At 40.6% G+C, this 17,332-nt stretch carries 12 protein-coding genes; 3 read left to right on the top strand and 9 right to left on the bottom strand.

The window, feature by feature from the left end; genetic code table 11:
- Nucleotides 1-84: 84 nt before the first annotated feature.
- The 6 genes from IEY67_RS15845 to secDF all read right to left on the bottom strand — a co-directional run bounded on the left by IEY67_RS15845 (nt 85) and on the right by secDF (nt 12,334).
- The gene (locus tag IEY67_RS15845) at nt 85-1,968 is read right to left on the bottom strand and encodes a RagB/SusD family nutrient uptake outer membrane protein (protein WP_183668678.1); all 1,884 of its coding nucleotides are present in this window, start codon (nt 1,966-1,968) and stop codon (nt 85-87) included.
- Between the two features lie 17 nt (nt 1,969-1,985).
- On the bottom strand, nt 1,986-5,516 hold the full coding sequence (locus IEY67_RS15840) for a SusC/RagA family TonB-linked outer membrane protein (RefSeq protein ID WP_183668676.1): 3,531 nt from the start codon (nt 5,514-5,516) through the stop codon (nt 1,986-1,988).
- A gap of 65 nt (nt 5,517-5,581) precedes the next feature.
- On the bottom strand, nt 5,582-6,721 hold the full coding sequence (locus IEY67_RS15835; RefSeq protein ID WP_183668674.1) for a FecR family protein: 1,140 nt from the start codon (nt 6,719-6,721) through the stop codon (nt 5,582-5,584).
- 144 nt (nt 6,722-6,865) lie between these two features.
- On the bottom strand, nt 6,866-7,462 hold the full coding sequence (locus IEY67_RS15830; protein WP_122354528.1) for an RNA polymerase sigma-70 factor: 597 nt from the start codon (nt 7,460-7,462) through the stop codon (nt 6,866-6,868).
- Nucleotides 7,463-7,803: 341 nt separating this feature from the next.
- Nucleotides 7,804-9,054, bottom strand: coding sequence for an imidazolonepropionase (hutI, locus tag IEY67_RS15825; protein WP_122373638.1), 1,251 nt, complete (start codon nt 9,052-9,054; stop codon nt 7,804-7,806).
- 247 nt (nt 9,055-9,301) lie between these two features.
- Complete coding sequence (secDF, locus tag IEY67_RS15820; RefSeq protein WP_122373639.1) at nt 9,302-12,334, bottom strand: protein translocase subunit SecDF; 3,033 nt, start codon at nt 12,332-12,334, stop codon at nt 9,302-9,304.
- 170 nt (nt 12,335-12,504) lie between these two features.
- On the opposite strand from secDF, the gene IEY67_RS15815 reads away from it, so the two are divergent.
- Nucleotides 12,505-13,530 (top strand): DUF4468 domain-containing protein, encoded by a 1,026-nt coding sequence (locus tag IEY67_RS15815; protein WP_183668672.1) that lies wholly within the window; start codon nt 12,505-12,507, stop codon nt 13,528-13,530.
- A complete protein-coding gene (locus IEY67_RS15810; protein WP_373292260.1) occupies nt 13,518-14,090 on the top strand; it encodes a DUF4468 domain-containing protein in 573 nt (190 codons plus the stop codon). Before IEY67_RS15815 ends, IEY67_RS15810 begins: the two co-directional genes overlap by 13 nt.
- Before the next feature lie 9 nt (nt 14,091-14,099).
- Here the strand turns inward: IEY67_RS15810 and IEY67_RS15805 are convergent, their stop codons facing one another.
- From IEY67_RS15805 to IEY67_RS15795, 3 genes are read right to left on the bottom strand one after another with little or no spacing between them, the layout of a single operon-like run.
- Complete coding sequence (locus IEY67_RS15805; protein WP_183668668.1) at nt 14,100-15,197, bottom strand: endonuclease/exonuclease/phosphatase family protein; 1,098 nt, start codon at nt 15,195-15,197, stop codon at nt 14,100-14,102.
- An 8-nt stretch (nt 15,198-15,205) separates the two neighbouring features.
- On the bottom strand, nt 15,206-16,084 hold the full coding sequence (locus IEY67_RS15800) for a rhomboid family intramembrane serine protease (RefSeq protein WP_183668666.1): 879 nt from the start codon (nt 16,082-16,084) through the stop codon (nt 15,206-15,208).
- Nucleotides 16,065-16,775 (bottom strand): rhomboid family intramembrane serine protease, encoded by a 711-nt coding sequence (locus IEY67_RS15795; RefSeq protein ID WP_183668659.1) that lies wholly within the window; start codon nt 16,773-16,775, stop codon nt 16,065-16,067. The genes IEY67_RS15800 and IEY67_RS15795 overlap by 20 nt, the downstream gene beginning before the upstream one ends.
- A gap of 183 nt (nt 16,776-16,958) precedes the next feature.
- On the opposite strand from IEY67_RS15795, the gene IEY67_RS15790 reads away from it, so the two are divergent.
- Nucleotides 16,959-17,231, top strand: a complete 273-nt coding sequence (locus IEY67_RS15790) for an HU family DNA-binding protein (RefSeq protein WP_122356411.1) — start codon at nt 16,959-16,961, stop codon at nt 17,229-17,231.
- The last annotated feature ends 101 nt before the right edge of the window (nt 17,232-17,332 follow it).

Below are 17,332 nucleotides of genomic sequence, written 5' to 3'. Positions count from 1 at the left end.
ATCTATTGATAAAAAAAGCCTGCCGCTCAATTGAAACAGCAGGCTTTTCATCAAATTAAAAACACAAATCAGTTCTGGCTTATCTTACCAGCCAGGGTTCTGTACTAGAGAGGGGCATCTTTTCAACTCTTCTTGCATAATGGGCCACAAATATGATTTCGGAGCTGTAAACACACGATTGTCTTCTACGACAAAACGCTCCATACGATATTTTTTCCCATTCACTTCAATTTTACCATTCGGGTCTTCTACCGGCTTCATACCATGAGACTGACGCAGATCTTTCGGATACGGCCATTCCGTAGCCTTCACGTTAGTAGTTGTACTATAATCCCCGGGTTGGAGATAAAGACGGGAAACCCAATAACGATTATTTTCATAGAATAACTCTACGCGACGTTCACGTTGTATATATTCTTGCATCAATTCTTTATCCGATTTAGCCGCCGGTGGCATTGGTGCCATAAAAGAACGGGCACGTACCTTGTTGATCAAATTATAAATTTCTTCATTAGGACCTGACAGCGTATTAACGGCCTCACAATAAATGTAAATGAATTCCGGTAAGCGCCAAATAGCCGGTCCGTTAATAGTATGACCACCATGACCGCGGTCCCAACCGTCTTTATAGAACTTTCTCAAATAGTAGCCAGTATGAGATGCCTGATCCAAATAACTACCGGCCACAGCATCATTGCCTTCAGCCGTATTCAACTGGTTACCTCCATACCAGGAACCATGATAACGGATATCACGATATAAACGCGGATCACGTTGAATACCTTCATAAGGATTGCCATCATCGTATCCATCTTTTTCTGCATGATTGCAATAAACCGGATAACCATATCCATCCGGGCCGATATACTCATATTCATCTACCTGTTCCTGTAAGGGGCGTTGACGGGCATGACCACCTTGTGACGGAGGCAATACATCGCCGGACCAGCCTGTGTCTTTATCTTTTGTTACGAACCAAACCCATTCATCCTGGATAGCATTCATATCAAACATCATCTGCCACAAACGCTGCTGAACTTTTTTATTATTCGTATCGGCCTTGCCATCCACGTCCCTGAAGTCATCCTCTGCATACGTTTCGTACAACTTATAACGTAAAGAACCGTCTTCTTTTGTACACTCCAAAACCGCTTTGGCTGCATCTCTTGCCGATTCCCAACGTTTCTGGTCATAACCGTATTCAGACTTGAACAAACGATTGTCGTTAGGCAACTCGCCCCCATTCCAAAGAGGTGTGGCTGCAAGCCAGCGAGCCATGGCTTTCAACCCTAAACAGGCTCCTTTATCTACACGACCGAAATATTGTCCGCCATTCCAGCTATCGACACGATTATAAGCCGAGTCGGCATCTGCACAGATCTTTTCTACCATCGAATGGAACGATTCTTTCTCGAAAGTCATGTCATCACCCGGATTTATCACATGATCGACATAAACAGCTTCACCGTAAGAACGAATCAACAGTAAATGCAAATAACCTCTCAGGAAGTAAACCTCGCCAATACGTCTTTTTAAATCTCCTGTACGTCCATCCTGCGGATTGTCCGGTGTGTTATATTTTTCAACACCTTCCAGTATGATATTGGATGAACGGATGGTAGAATACAGATCATCCCAGTATTGTCCTGCACTACTACCTGAAGGCATTCCCTGCGAAGGGCCATAGTTCCCTGTATGAAACTGGTGAGGAATTGCTCCTTCATGGCTACTGGCACTACATTCATCCGAAATACTGGACAAACTGAAGTGATTAAAGTAAATCAACGGATGCTGTGCATATTTTGCATGTGCATATAAGTCAGTCACCAAAGATTCTACTTTATCATAACGTGTGAAAACTTGCTGTTCTGTTGTTTTGTCATCCGGTGTACGGTCCAAATAATCATCACAGGATGTCACACCTAATAATCCTGCAACCAAGCCGGCCAATATATATAATTTCTTCATTGTCGTCTGTTATTAAATTAATAAGTAATATCAACACCAAAATTGAATATACGCTGAATAGGATACCAAGCTCCGTCTCCTTCTTTTGTTTCAGGGTCAACATCCACATCACCCAGGCTGTCAAAAGTAACCAGGTTCATACCTTGTATATAAAAACGGACATTCTGCAATCCGGCAAAACGAATAGCGCTTTTGGGCAAAGTATATCCAATCTCAACATTCTTCAAACGCAAATAAGAAGCATTGTATAAGAATAAACTACTGTTTGAATTCTTATTATTGTCATTTTTACCAATCGTCAAACGAGGATAAGTCGCAAAATCTTTAGTCTCTTCAGTCCAACGGTTTAAGTGCATTGGTTTTACCTTACCAATCTGGTCTTGATCATATTGCGGGAAATCCCATACACCTGCACCATTCAGCAAAATGCTGGAGTTGGCAGCTCCCTGGAATAACAGACTTACGTCAAAACCTTTATACTGAAGACCGAGAGGAATACCGAATTGAATTTCCGGAGTACGAGGATTACCCATTGCCCGACGGTCGTGTTCGTCATCGATCTTTCCATCTCCATTCAAGTCCTTATAAACTACGTCACCCGGATATAATGTGCCCCAAGGCTGGAAACCTTCTCCATTGTTCATTGCATTCAAACGATCAGCTTCTGCCTGATCATATACGAAATGATCTACTTCATAAACAAAATATTCATCGATTCGCTTACCGGTATTTGCACGCCATTCGTTATCATACGATACTTCATTCATGAATTTAATTTTATTTCGTGCAAATGTGAAATTCGGTTTGATATAATAACGGAAATCATCTCCTATATTACCATTCCAACCAATTTCAAAATCGATACCTCTATTATCAACAATACCGGAGTTAATGAAAGGAGCATCTTTTCCGACTATGCCCGGATATCCCAATTTTCCAGAATTACTTAAATTGGTAATGATATCATAACGATGTTCATAGAAGTAATCTGCCGAGAAAGTCAGACGTTCGTTGAAGAAAGATGCATCGATACCGATATTCAACTTGCGTGCTTTTTCCCAAGTCAAATTGGGATTCGCAAAATTACCTTCTTTCAATCCGTCATAACCATTTCCAAATTCATTCACACCATACGAGTAGCCATCTCCTTTTTGGAAAAATTGCAGGTAAGCAAAACGGTCGTCATTACTATCTGATATTTTATCACTACCAACCAAACCGTAAGAGGCTCTCAATTTCAAATTGCTCAACCATTTATCGGCACCCTGCATAAACTTTTCACGGGAAATAACCCATCCGACAGATCCGGCAGGGAACGTTCCGTAACGTTTGCCCGGAGCGAAGTTTTCAGAACCATTATATCCGATATTGAACTCTGCCAGATATTTATTCTGAAAAGCATATGTTGCTCTTGCCGTCAATCCCTGATAACGATAAGCGACACGATTATCATAAGTCCGATTCGAACGGTTTAACAAAACCATAGCTGTAACATCATGATCATTAAATGTACGCATATAATCCAGCTTCAATTGATAATAGGTCTTACTTTCAGCAGCATTATGACTATATGAATTCTCGATTGTCTCATCTTTATCATACCAGGGATTTCCCAGAATATATTTACCTGTATAATTCGGGTTATTCATATAAAATGAACCGTAACTACCTTCTGCCGGCTGGAATGTAGCATATTTAGTAAAGTTCATATAACCATCATCACGACCTCCCAGTTTACGGTTAACCCAATTACCTTCAGAAGCATCGTATGAGAACACACCTTCAATTTTCAGACCTTTCGTTATAAAATCAAGTTTATGCCCGATTGCAAACGATCCGTTCAGATAAGTATTCTTTTCTACCAGATATCCGGTTCTTGACAACTCTCCTAAAATATTTTTACGATGTCTATAGTCTCCGTATAGCATACCATACGGATTATTCAATACATAATCCTCATTATCCGGATTACCATTGTCCGGTAGTGTGATCGGCAAATAGGGAGGCAATGTATTACACAAACTAACGATTTGGGAAGCTGTCGTTCCCGGAGCATGACGATCCGTGATACGAGCACCTAAATCCACCCGCACATAAAAATCTTTTGTGATATCGACATCGACATTCGCACGGAAATTATAACGTTTAAACCGTGCCTGTGTATCATGTTCCGTCAAATTCGTATGCTCATAGTTTCCGCTCTGAGAATAATAGTTGGCCATCACGTAATAACGTGCACGCTCGGAACCACCTCGGATAGACAAACTATAATCCTGCTGCATACCCGGTTTAAATGCATAATCGAAATAATCCCAGTTATAACCTAAACCATCGGAATTATCTCCTTTTGCCATTCTGTAATTATTAATAGCATCCTGTGTAAACAGCTCCAACTTTGAAGGATCTGTTCCCGGATTACTATTTATCATTGCTTCATTATATAAGGTTGCATAGTCTGCAGATCCTAAATAAGTCGGGAATTTAACCGGGGCATTCGTTCCTACCGATGCTTTAAAATTCACACTCGGTTTTTCAGAAGCCTTACCACGTTTAGTCGTAACAATGATAACACCGTTAGCACCACGTACACCATAAGGAGCGGTGGCAGAAGCATCTTTCAAAATTGTAAATGTCTCGATTTCTTCAGGAGCCAGATAACTCATGTCGCGTTCAACACCATCGACAATAACGATCGGCGATTTGTCTCCGTAAGTACCCATACCACGGATACGAATGTCAGCTTTATCCACACCTGGTTCACCACCACCGAATTGGTTTGCCATCAAACCGGGCATTCTACCGGCCAGGGCATTATTCAGGTTTGCAGTCGGGCTTTGTTTTAAATCTTTAGTAGTGATAGTTGATACAGAACCGGTAATTGTGGCTTTTTTCTGAGTCGTATAACCTACAACTACTACTTCTTCCAATGCTTTGGTATCTTCCACCAATGTAACAGCCAGCATCTTTTTCCCGTCGATCTTTATTTCCTGAGGCTGATAACCTATATAAGAAAAGATCAGGCTGGCTCCTGAATAAGGGGCAGTAATCTCAAAATTACCATCCGCATCAGATATAACACCTGTCATGGTTCCCTTTACCATGATATTCACACCTGCCAAAGGGCCGAATGCATCGGAAACACTACCTTTGACCTTAAAACCTTCCTGAGAAACAACAGCTACTGTTGGCTGTGCTTTCTCTACAGGAAACAATATTACTTGCCCGTTTTCTACTTTGTACGAACAATTCTGATTAAGCAGCAATAGGTGTAAAGCCTCTTCCAATGATACATTTCCGGAATTAAGATTTACAACAGCCTCATCATTCAATACATTATTTGAATAAATGATGCTAACACCTGCTTGCTCCTGAAGCTGTTCCAGTGCATTCTTTAATGTAGTATTGTTGAACGATAAACTCACCTGCGATTTCAAGACATTTGCATACATGGTCAGTGATACACAACCACATAGCCCTACGGCCAAAAATCGTCTCCAAGGTCCCCGTTCATTCGGAACAGCTTTTCTCATGCTAGACTTCTTTCCCATAATAATAGATTCTTTTTGTTAAACAATAATTTTCCTTTTACACAGTCTTTCATAATGCTTCAATTTTATATGGATGACTTTTTATCTTTTATCAAGAATAATTTTTGTTTTTGCGGGTTATAGTTCGGAATAAGAATTCTCATCAGGACATCCATCGTTTCCTCTGCGGTGTTTTTTAGGTCAAGATTTCCTGATATCAGATATTCCAGGTATTTAGGATTAAAAAATTCGATTTTTATATTGTACGACTTTTCCAGTTTACGGATCACTTTTTCCAATGGCTCACGATTAAATCTCAACCGTCCTTCTATCCAAGAAATATAATCTCTGACATCCACTGTTCTTAATTCATCCAGGCCGGAGTCTGATTGGTAGACATAATATTGATTAGGAGTAAGTTCTATTTTACCGGCATTACTTTCCAGGCCAATCTTACCTGTGACCAATACCGCTTCAAATAAATTCTGCGTTTTATCGACTGAAACATTGAACTTTGTACCCAATACTTCTATAGCTTTACAGCTTGTCTGTACGATAAATTTTCTCTGGGATTCTTTGGATACTTCGAAATAGGCTTCGCCATCCAAATAAACTTCACGTTTATCTTTTGCAAAGACAACCGGATAAACCAGGGAAGAGCCGGAATTAAGATAGACTTTGGAGCCATCTGCCAGAATCAGTGTTGAACGTTTACCATAAGGGACATAGATTGTATTCAGATCACTTTTATCTTTTTTCTCTTTCGGAACAGTCACCGTATCATTGATCACGATCTGTCCCTTTTTATCATAGGCAACAACGGATGTATCGGACAACTCTATCTCCTTTTGATCGCTTACTGTCAATGTGATCTCCGTTTTATCCGTAATTCCGGCTAAAGCCTTTTCATATTCATAACGATCTTTTTGTTCGAAAGGGAATAAAACGACAAACAGGATAACAGCAGCCGAACAAACAGCCGCACCGATATAAGTAGCCAAACGATAACGTTTCCGACTTATCTCTTTCATGATCTGTTGTACATCTTCAGCATCCACATTCCCGGTACGGTCTGCGCTATCAATACTGATAGAAGCATACACAGCCTGCATATTCCGAAAAACTGCCTTATTTTCTTCGCTGGCTTCAATCCAGCGAAGAACTTCACGAGCTTCATCCAGTGTACATTGCCGTTCTATAAAACATATAATTAAATTGTTGTCCATATATCCTCTTTTGATGTCAGATGGAAGAGGAACAACATTTTTTAATTTTACCCTAACAGAAAATGAATCTTTTTTTGACTTTTGATGAATATTTTTTTCAAACAACAAATAAATGTCTGAAAATCAGCAACAATATTAAAGTAGTTATTTTTTTAAGATGAGATACAAGAAAACAAAAACAACGGAAATAAAATATTCCTGGGACAGATCATGTCTCAAATGACTTAATGCCTTGTTTATGTGGAATTCAACAGCTTTTACCGTTATATTCTGATGCTCGGCTATCTCCCGGTTCTTAAGACCTTCATAACGACTCATCATAAAAATAGCTCTTGTACGGGAAGGTAGTTTAGAAAGTGATGCTTCTATAGCCGATGCTAATTCTTTTGTTACTAAAATCTCTAGTGAATCGTCTTCCAATACATAAATATTACTCCGCTGATAAATAGCCGATTCTGTCAATTCATTTATTTCAACCTTTTCAAACTGCAGACTTTTCAAATAATTCAGACATTTGTTCCGGCATACAACCATTAAATAAGTTATCAGGCAAGTCTCATCGTCCAGATTTTCCCGTTGTTTCCACAGAATGAGGAAGGTATCTTGTACAATCTCTTTGGCGGCTTCTCTATCCAATACATAAATTTGAGCAAATTTATGTAAACGCGGCCAATATGATTCTACTATACCTTTAAATATCTGTTCGTTACTCTCTTTTAGTTGCCGTACATTTATGTCCATCAGAAATCGTAAACTTTGAATTTTATTCCCAGTATACTTAAAATGACTAGAAAAAACGATCGTTTTTTCTAGTCACTAATTAGGCCATAGAGTAGACATAAATGACAATTATATTTAGGGTTTAATTCCTGAATATAAAATGCAATCTATCAGTAGTTTTATATATATATAAATATTAAATAATAAAAAAATGTAGGTATCTTCGCAGTGACTAGAAAAAACGATCGTTTTTTCTAGTCACTGTAATCCAGACACAAAAACCATGCTAAAGCATTATATTTAAGCATCTTAAGCACGATATAGCGACCTATTTCACAAAAAAGCAAGATAATATCCGGCAATCAGATCATATAGAGAATACCATCCTTGATCACTGTATCTACGATATTCATTCCGATATTATAAGGTAAGAACTTATATGACGGATATTTCAATAATATCAAATCAGCCTTCTTCCCTACATCGATACTACCGGTCTTTTTCGCCAATCCTAAAGCGGCTGCACCATTTATGGTCAGCGCCGTTAAAGCTTCTTCGGGAGTCAATTTCATCTGGATACATGCCAGGGCAAATAACATTGGAATAGAACATGAGAAACAATTCCCCGGATTATAGTCAGAAGCCAATGCTACCGCACAACCGGCATCGATCATTTCACGTCCGCGGGCATAAGGCTTATTCTGTGAAAAGGAACTAAAAGGAAGCAAAGTAGCAACAATCCCGCTACATGCCAGACGTTTGATACCTACGTCTGAAACATACAGTAAATGATCGGCACTCACTGTCTTTAACTTTGCAGCCAGTTCCGCCCCATCAAAAGAAGCGATCGAATCTGTATGCATTTTCAATTTAAAACGCAGGCTGCGGGCAGCACGGAGCAAACGTTCTGTCTGCCGTAAAGAAAATAAGCCCTGGTCACAATAAACATCACAGAAAGTTACCGATCTCTCCAAACGAAGCTCCGGCAAAACTTTCTCTATCATATAAGTAATGTAATCATCTGTCTGATGAGTATATTCGGAAGGAGTAACATGTCCTCCGAAATAGGTGGAAACAACATCCATCGGATGCTCGTCATTCAAGTCTGCCATAACTCGAAGCTGTTTCAACTCCGTATCAAAATCCAGACCATAGCCGCTCTTCCCCTCTACAGTCGTTACTCCCATATTAAACATTTCATCCAGACGTTCATAACCGGCCTCCCACAATTGCTCAAAATCACAAGAACGGGTAGCACTGACAGTTCCGAGAACATCTTCGCTATATTCTACAGGCGACAAAGAATGATTCTTTTTCAAACGTTCGGAAAATACTTTCTCCCGATAACCTCCGAAAAGAAAATGTGTATGACTATCTACAAAACCAGGAAGCAAAGCCCGTCCGGTCGCATCGATTTCCAGATAATCGTCTGCATCGACTGTACGCAAAATATCATTAGTCGGTCCTACGTGTGTGATTATACCGCCTGAGATGACGACAGCACCGTCGTCAATAATATGAAGGTTAGACATTTCCGCTCCTCTTTTAGCAGCAAAACCAGAACAGGTAATAACTTGTGAGGCGTTTCTTATTAATAATTTATCTCCTTCCATTTTTTCTTTTCATTATTCAGGTCTAAACACATGTCAAATCTCTTTTTTCCGACAATTGTTCACCCAAATGTAGTCTAAATTGATGACGTTTTAACTCTTATCCACGATTCATTAAAGTGGGCTACAAGGTAATTATTTAGATGAATCCGAACAATTCCGGTTTATATGTTTAGAAGCATATCACAAAAAAGAAAAAGGCCACCCCGAAATGAGGTGGCCTTTTCTATAATTCTATGACTTCTGCTTCTTACTTAGCAAGTTCTGCAGCAGCTTTTTTGTTTATTTTCCTCTTCTGCAATTCGTATGCAATCGGAGTTGCAATGAACAGCGTAGCATAAGTACCGATGATAATACCCAACAAGATAGCAAACGTAAAGCTACGGATTGTGCTACCACCCAGGATAAAGATACACAGTACTACAACCAATGTAGTCAATGATGTATTGAATGTACGGGATAATGTAGAGTTCAATGCGTCATTAATTACCTGATAACGGTCACGTTTCGGATACAAGCCGATCGTTTCACGGATACGGTCGAATACAACCACGGTATCATTGATAGAGTAACCGATAATCGTCAGGATAGCCGCGATAAATGTCTGGTCGACCTCCATAGAGAACGGTAATACTTTCCATAATAAGGTATAGAAAGAAATGATACACAATGTTGTTACTGCAACTGATGCAAATGCACCGATTGAGAATGAGAGATCACGGAAACGGAGCAGGATATAAGCTGCCATACAGAACATCGCGAAGATAACCGCCATGATAGCGCTGTTCTTGATGTCGTCAGCCATACTCGGCCCTACTTTCTGAGAACTCTGAATATAAGTAGTTGTAAACTGATCCAATGTTGTTCCTTCCGGAAGCAGCGGTTTAACGCCTTCGAACAGTAATGATTCGATTTCCCGGTCTACTGCAGGATCTGCATCATCGATCTTAAAGTTGGTAGATACACGAACCTGGTCCGGAGTACCGATCGTGATAACACTTACAGCACCATCCAGTTTTTCATCCAGCATATTACGAACTTCATCTGTCTTTACATCCTGATCGAAACGAACGATATAGTTACGTCCACCAGTGAAGTCGATACCATTATTCAAACCAATTGTCATCATGGAGATAGCTCCCAGAATGATGATACCTGTAGGGATCAGATAACCGATCTTACGGGCACCCAGGAAGTTGATCTTCGGATTAGTCAACAGGTCTTTTGTGATAGAAGTTACGAATGTTACATTCTTCAGTTTATCTTTAGCCAGTAATGCTTCATAAACAATACGAGTCAGGAACACAGCTGTAAGGAAGGATGCGAACAGACCGATGATCATAGTGGTAGCGAAACCACGGATAGGACCTGTACCGAAGTAGAACAATACGACACCGGTAATGATAGATGTCAGGTTGGAGTCGAAGATAGCAGAGAAGGCATTGCTGTAACCGTCGGCAATAGCTTTACCTAACGATTTACCGGCTCGAAGCTCTTCTTTTGTACGTTCGTAGATCAACACGTTAGCATCGACCGCCATACCCAGTGTCAATACCATACCGGCGATACCCGGCAAAGTAAGTACAGCCTGGAAAGAAGCCAGGATACCCATTGTGAAGAAGATGTTCAACACCAAGGCACCGTCTGCGATCAGACCCGGGATAATACCGTAGAATGCACACATATAAATCATCAACAGAATCAAAGCCAGTGCAAATGAAATAACACCTGAACTGATAGCTTCCTGACCCAGTGACGGACCGACAACGTCTTCCTGTACGATATGCACAGAAGCTGCCATCTTACCTGATTTCAATACGTTCGCTAAGTCCTTCGCTTCTTCCGGAGTGAAGTGACCAGTAATTTGAGAACGTCCGCCGGTAATTTCATCGTTTACGTTCGGAGCAGAATAAACCATGTCATCCAGAACGATAGCGATCGCTTTACCGATATTTTCTTTTGTCAAACGAGCCCATGCTTTAGCACCTTCTGCGTTCATAGCCATGCTAACCTGTTGTTCAGAACGGCCGGCTTGCTGAACGAAGTCAGCGTTAGCATCCGTTACAACGTCACCACCTAAAGCAGGTGTTCCGTCGCGGTTAGTAACTTTGATAGCATATAATTCGAAGAACTGTTCTTTTTCATCGATTGCTTTTACACCCCATTTCAAAGACAGGTTACGAGGCAATACGTCTTTCACCTGTTTCATTGCCAGATATTCGTTGATCTTAGGAATGTCTCTTACGTTAGCTACACCAACGGCTGCACCACGTCCTAACTGACCATTGTACTGGTTGATCTGCAGCAAAGCAAACAACGGATGCTGTTTTGCAAATTCTTCCATCGACTGGTTAGCCTGAGTTTCAGGTTTATCCTGAGCGATCTGCTGCAGCAAAGAATCAGCTTCGCTTGTAGCAGCTGCATTATCTGTTACAGTTTCTGTAGCAGTTGCAGTCGTATCCGTACCGTCAGTAGAAACACTTTCTGTTTCAGTGACAGCAGCTTCGTCATTATGCTCTTTCAGAACTGTTGCCAGTATATTGTCGGCAGCAACCAACTGCTGGTAAACTTCCGGTAACTGATAAGTTTCCCAGAATTCCAGGTTTGCACTACCCTGTAACAATTTACGTACACGTTCAGGTTCTTTTACACCAGGAAGTTCCACCAGGATACGTCCTGCTGTTTCCAAACGCTGGATGTTAGGAGATACTACACCGAAACGGTCGATACGGGTACGCAATACGTTGAATGAATTATCGATAGCACTTTTCAACTCATTTTTCAACACTGCAACAACCTGGGCATCTGTACTCTGAGGAGTAATTTTATCTTTCAATTCGAAAGTACTGAAAACAGCAGACAGGCGTGCACCATTGTCCAGGTTCTTGTACTCTTCTGCAAACAAGTCAATGAAGTCTCTCTGACTGGTTGCCTGGCGTGCATAGGCTAAATCCAATGCTTTGTTGAAGTTTTCATCCTGGTTGTTATTTGAAAGTGAGCGGATAACATCTGCCACATTCAACTCCAGAACGACGTTCATACCGCCCTTCAGGTCAAGTCCTAAACTAATTTCCATTTCACGGCACTGCTTAAGCGTATAGCCCAGCCACACCTTCTGAGTAGATAATGAGTCCAAATAAAGACTCTCTTTCGACGGATCCCCGCCTGCATACTCAGCGGCTTTATTGTTGTAATATCTTGTTACAAATGAGAACGATAGATAGAACAAACATACAAGCGTAAGTAACACCGCGAAGACCTTTACAAATCCTTTGTTTTGCATTTGAATCTTGAGTTTATGTTATTACATTATTTATTTTCGTTTTTTCACAGGGTGCAAATATAGGCTTTTTTTCTTTGTCAAGTAGTAATTAGATTAATTATTTGTCACTCTCATAGTTAATTTCAAACACAAATATATATCTTTGCCTGTAAAAAAACACAGAATTCACCATGAGACAGCTATTATTCTTATTATTATTTATTCCTTCCCTGCTTATAGCACAGGAAGATCAGAAGTATTTAGCCGGAGCCGTTCCTGAAGATGGCGGCAAAGTTATCTTTACCAAAGAGATAAGTATGCCTTCACTTTCCAAGGATCAGATTTATAACGTCATGTACACATGGGCTGAGAAGTTTTTCAGCGAAGAAGGCCGCCGGTTGGTTTATTCAGACAAGGACAAAGGAGATATCGCAGCAGTAGGCGAAGAATATCTGGTGTTCCAAAGCACAGCATTGTCACTGGACCGTACCTTGATGGACTATCGCGTAACGATTGAATGTGAAGACAACTCTGCCAACATCAAACTGGCCGGCATCCGCTACGAATACAATGTTTCTTATCAACGTGAACCGGAAAAATATACAGCAGAAGAATGGATTACCGACAAATACGCTTTGAATAAGAAAAAAGACAAACTAAATCGCGGCAACGGTAAATTCCGCCGCAAGACAATCGATTTTGCAGACGAGATGTTCCGGAGCGCCAGTGAAGCATTCGGTGTAAAACCGGCAGCCGTAACAGTTCCGGCTTATGCTGTTACTCCAGCCCAGGAGCAAACGACCCAGGTTGTAACAGTACCCGCACAAAACATAGCTCAGGTTCCTGCAAGCAACAATACGGAAGTTTGCCAGGGTTTAAGCGCGTTCGAACCGGGCAAGGTTCCGTCAACCTTACTAAATATGTTACCTGACAGCAAAATGGAGGTAACTCCGGCCGAAAAGGAAAATCTGGAGGAGCATTATGCTACCTGGAAAGAAATGGGTAAGATGTTTGGAAAGAACATTGCTTCCATCTCCATCAGTCCGGAAAGTGAAGTTTATAAAGCGATCAGAGATAACGACATCTACACGATCTCTTTCAAGAAAAAAGATGATCCGGAAACCTGGTTTATGATCCAGTGTATCAAGCAAGGAGAATCCAGCGAAGGAGCACAAAAAATAGTGATCGGAGAAATACTTAACGTATGGATCAGATAAACAGTAAGATAATGAAGAGATTAGTAATCCTGCTACTGTCGATATGCCCTATGCTTGCCATGGCACAGGGGCATAAAGGCAGTGTAGAGGCATGCGCACCCATGAAAGAGGGTAAGGTTTGTTACAGCGATGAAGTAGATGTCGAAGGCATGAAAAAGGGCGAACTGTTCAACGCAATCGACAAGTGGGCCAAAAAGAATTATGGGAAAGATGTTTTCCTGTCAAGCGTCACTTCCAGTAAGTCGAAAGGAACGATATTTATCAACTCCAAAGTCGAATTACTGCTGAACGAAACGGACAAGACAATCGTCAAATATAAAATGAGGATTTATTGCTTCGATGAAAAATACACAATCGAACTGACCGATATCACTTATCAGTACGACCCGAATAACGAAAAGAAATACAAGACTTATCCAGCAGAAAACGTCATTGCCAATAATGGAAAAATTAATACGATCGCATTAATCAAAGATCCGTTACTTTTCTGTAATGCGACATTTTTCTTTGCAGAGAATCTGTTCGGCGATGTATTCGATGCTGCAGAAGATAGCAATTGAACAACAGAGTTACATACTCAGATAACACCACAATGGATAATGGTCCGAATATCGTATTTTATCAATGGTACAGTTCATCGACTTCATATTCTTTGAATGCAATATATTATCGATACGGAACCAAAACATATTCTGATTGTAAGTAACTCCCATCCCCTGTCCCGATTCGGCAAACGAATCGACCAAAGGTCCCTGAACGGTGCGATGGGCATATGAGATAGGCGTGTCGTTAAAGTCACCACAAACTACCACATAATCACCCTTTGCCTTAGCTATTTCAGCAGCAACCACTTCAGCTTGCCTGGCACGCATTTTAAAAGCCGGTCCCAGCTTCTGCTCCAATGCGCCCTTAATGCCGTCAAAAGTATCCGTACTGATATTTTTAATGAAAGCGGTGTAACGGCTCCGGTCTTCCATTGTCAGCTTAAACGACTCCAAGTGATTATTGATCAGGGTCAATGTCTTTCCATTCACGTTCAGTTCATGGACAGAAGAACCATTAAAATCACTTTCATATTTTATTCTCCGGGAGTTTGAGATGGGATATTTAGAAAAAACAGCAATACCAAAATTCAAATACCCCGATGAATTAATAGGAATAACAGAACGGTAAGGATACATATCCAATGCCTGATAAACCTTTTTCGGAGTCAGGAATTTCTCTGATTTACCCACTGCATATTCCTGTAGACAAACGATATCTGCTCCTGAGTTAGCGATATATTCTATGATCTTATTGGGAGACTCCTTCGTGTGGTCTTTGTATGCAAACCCCATCACATTATAAGTAAGCACCTTCAATACATTTTCCTTCGGGATATCCTTTACCCGGCTATGATAAGGAAAATACTTCTTCACAGGTCCCCAGCAGATCAGAAAAGAACATAAACCGATCAACAGGAAACGCCATTCCCACAAAAACAGCCAATAGAGAGCAAAACAAAGATTCAGGACGCATAAAACAGGAAAAGCCAATCCCAAATAGGAAAATCCCAGGATAGTATCAGGAGAAACACGATCTGAATAGGCTGAAGCAATTAACAGCACTACGATCAAAACATTGGCAAGAACGAACAATGATTTGAACAACAACTTCAGTGTCTTCATCCCTTCACTCATTTTTTACTCGCGTCAAATAATTGTCTTTTTTCATCAGCCGAAAGGCTTTCGTATCCGGAACGTTTTAGTTTATCCAGAATAGCATCTATATCAGCCGACTCCCGTTGTTTACGGGCATTATACTCATAATCGGTTTCTGCACGTTTATAGGTCACCTTCATTTTAGGCTTTCTTTTCCCCAGATTCGCTACCCAGTCGAGCACGCGGTTCATCGGAGCAGTCAGATCTTTTCCTTTTTGGATCTGCATGGCAAACCAGATACCGAACAAGGCGCCTCCTATATGTGCAATATGTCCGCCGGCATTATCAGAGGTAATAGCCAGCAGATCGATCACAAAAGTGAACAATGCCAGATAGATCAATTTGATTCGTCCGATCAGGAACAAATTAATTTCCAGATCTTTCCTGTAGAACGATACCGCAAAAACAATTGCCATCACCGAAGCCGATGCTCCCATCAGATAGCTGGAAGAAGCTACCGTCTGAAAATACGGGAAGATATTATAAGCAAGCATAAACAGAACTGCACCTGCAATACCGCCTAACAGATACAATCCCCCCAACTGACGTTCGCTGAAGAATGTAAGGAACAGTCCACCGAACCAATACAACCAAAGCATATTAAAAAGAATATGCAGGAAGTCGAAATGGGTAAACATATAAGTGATAACCGTCCAGGGCCGGTACATCAGAAGTTCCGGCGATGAAGGCATCTGTAAATATTGTAAAAAAGGTATGCCGGGAACATTAAAAAGCAGAAATATCACTCCCAGCAACCGGATCAGGATAAAAAGCCCTACATTAATATATATAAGCTTAGCCAGTATATTCCCTGTCCGGAATGTATTCTTCAGATTAGTAAAAATACTTTCCATTGCCTGCATCTTTCTTTTTCCAGTAGCGAACCATAAAGTAGCCGAACAACATCCCCCCTAGATGGGCAAAGTGTGCGACTGTATCTCCACCAAAACTGGAAACACCCATAAATAGTTCAGCCAAACCATAAAACACAACAAAATATTTAGCTTTAATTGGGATCGGGATAAACATCAGGAACAAAGGAACATTCGGAAACAGCATGGCAAACGCCAGCAGGATACCGAACACGGAACCCGAAGCACCTATCGTGATCATCATATTCAGCGACGGATCCATCCGGACCAATTGGAAAAGCGACAACCCGTTGGCACTCGCAAAAGACTGAAGGGAATATGCCCATACCAGTTCCTGTATGATACCGGCACCGATACCTGTCACCAGATAAAAGGAAAGGAAACGTTTCGGTCCCCATACATTTTCAAGTACACGTCCAAACATATACACCCCGAACATGTTAAAAAAGACATGAGCAAAGGAATGTGTATCGTGCATGAACATATAAGTAACAAACTGAAACGGGTAAAAATCTTTCACACCCGGGAAGTGCAATCCCAATAGTTGCACCAAATCTATCCCTACTTTCGGTAAAACCAGACTGGCTACCCAGAAAAGCAGGTTGATAATGATAAGGTTTTTTGTAACGGGCGGTATACTATTCAAGAACCCGGAGCCATTTTGATTCATCATATACATATCAATTTGCGGCAAAGGTAAATATATTTTGATTGTTTTTTCTTCAAATAGTACTAAAACATAGTAAATCAATAAAAAAAACAATGTTTTTCTTTGCAGAATATTAAATAAAAACTACATTTGGACCGACTTTTAGGCTATCACAGAATTGTTTAACATATTAATTATCAAACCATCATGAACAAAACAGAATTTATTACATCTGTTGCTGAAAAATCAGGATTGAGCAAGACAGATGCAAAGAAGGCAGTTGATGCTTTTATTGAAACAGTATCCGATGAAATGAAAGCCGGAGGCAAAGTTTCTCTTTTAGGTTTCGGTTCTTTCTCTATCAGCGAAAGAGGTGAACGTAAAGGTGTTAACCCAGCTACCAAACAGACCATTACAATTCCAGCTCGCAAAGCTATTAAATTTAAGGCCGGAGCTGAGTTGAACGAGAAGGTGCAGTAAAGTAATCAGGTTTATAGCATAAAAAATAATTCCAGAGAACATCACTGCCCCCTGGAACCCACACTAGTATTAATATTAAACTTACCTGATTTACAGGTCAG

It is taken from the genome of Parabacteroides faecis (assembly GCF_014647375.1).
GTDB lineage: Bacteria > Bacteroidota > Bacteroidia > Bacteroidales > Tannerellaceae > Parabacteroides > Parabacteroides faecis.
Note: the sequence above shows the minus strand (reverse complement) of the source record. Positions and strands in the feature narration are given on the sequence as shown.

Coding starts and splice junctions, on each gene's coding strand:
- IEY67_RS15845 (WP_183668678.1), bottom strand. CDS start 1,968: ATGAAGAAATTATATATATTGGCCGGCTTGGTTGCAGGATTATTAGGT.
- IEY67_RS15840 (WP_183668676.1), bottom strand. CDS start 5,516: ATGGGAAAGAAGTCTAGCATGAGAAAAGCTGTTCCGAATGAACGGGGA.
- IEY67_RS15835 (WP_183668674.1), bottom strand. CDS start 6,721: ATGGACAACAATTTAATTATATGTTTTATAGAACGGCAATGTACACTG.
- IEY67_RS15830 (WP_122354528.1), bottom strand. CDS start 7,462: ATGGACATAAATGTACGGCAACTAAAAGAGAGTAACGAACAGATATTT.
- hutI (WP_122373638.1), bottom strand. CDS start 9,054: ATGGAAGGAGATAAATTATTAATAAGAAACGCCTCACAAGTTATTACC.
- secDF (WP_122373639.1), bottom strand. CDS start 12,334: ATGCAAAACAAAGGATTTGTAAAGGTCTTCGCGGTGTTACTTACGCTT.
- IEY67_RS15815 (WP_183668672.1), top strand. CDS start 12,505: ATGAGACAGCTATTATTCTTATTATTATTTATTCCTTCCCTGCTTATA.
- IEY67_RS15810 (WP_373292260.1), top strand. CDS start 13,518: ATGGATCAGATAAACAGTAAGATAATGAAGAGATTAGTAATCCTGCTA.
- IEY67_RS15805 (WP_183668668.1), bottom strand. CDS start 15,197: ATGAAGACACTGAAGTTGTTGTTCAAATCATTGTTCGTTCTTGCCAAT.
- IEY67_RS15800 (WP_183668666.1), bottom strand. CDS start 16,084: ATGGAAAGTATTTTTACTAATCTGAAGAATACATTCCGGACAGGGAAT.
- IEY67_RS15795 (WP_183668659.1), bottom strand. CDS start 16,775: ATGATGAATCAAAATGGCTCCGGGTTCTTGAATAGTATACCGCCCGTT.
- IEY67_RS15790 (WP_122356411.1), top strand. CDS start 16,959: ATGAACAAAACAGAATTTATTACATCTGTTGCTGAAAAATCAGGATTG.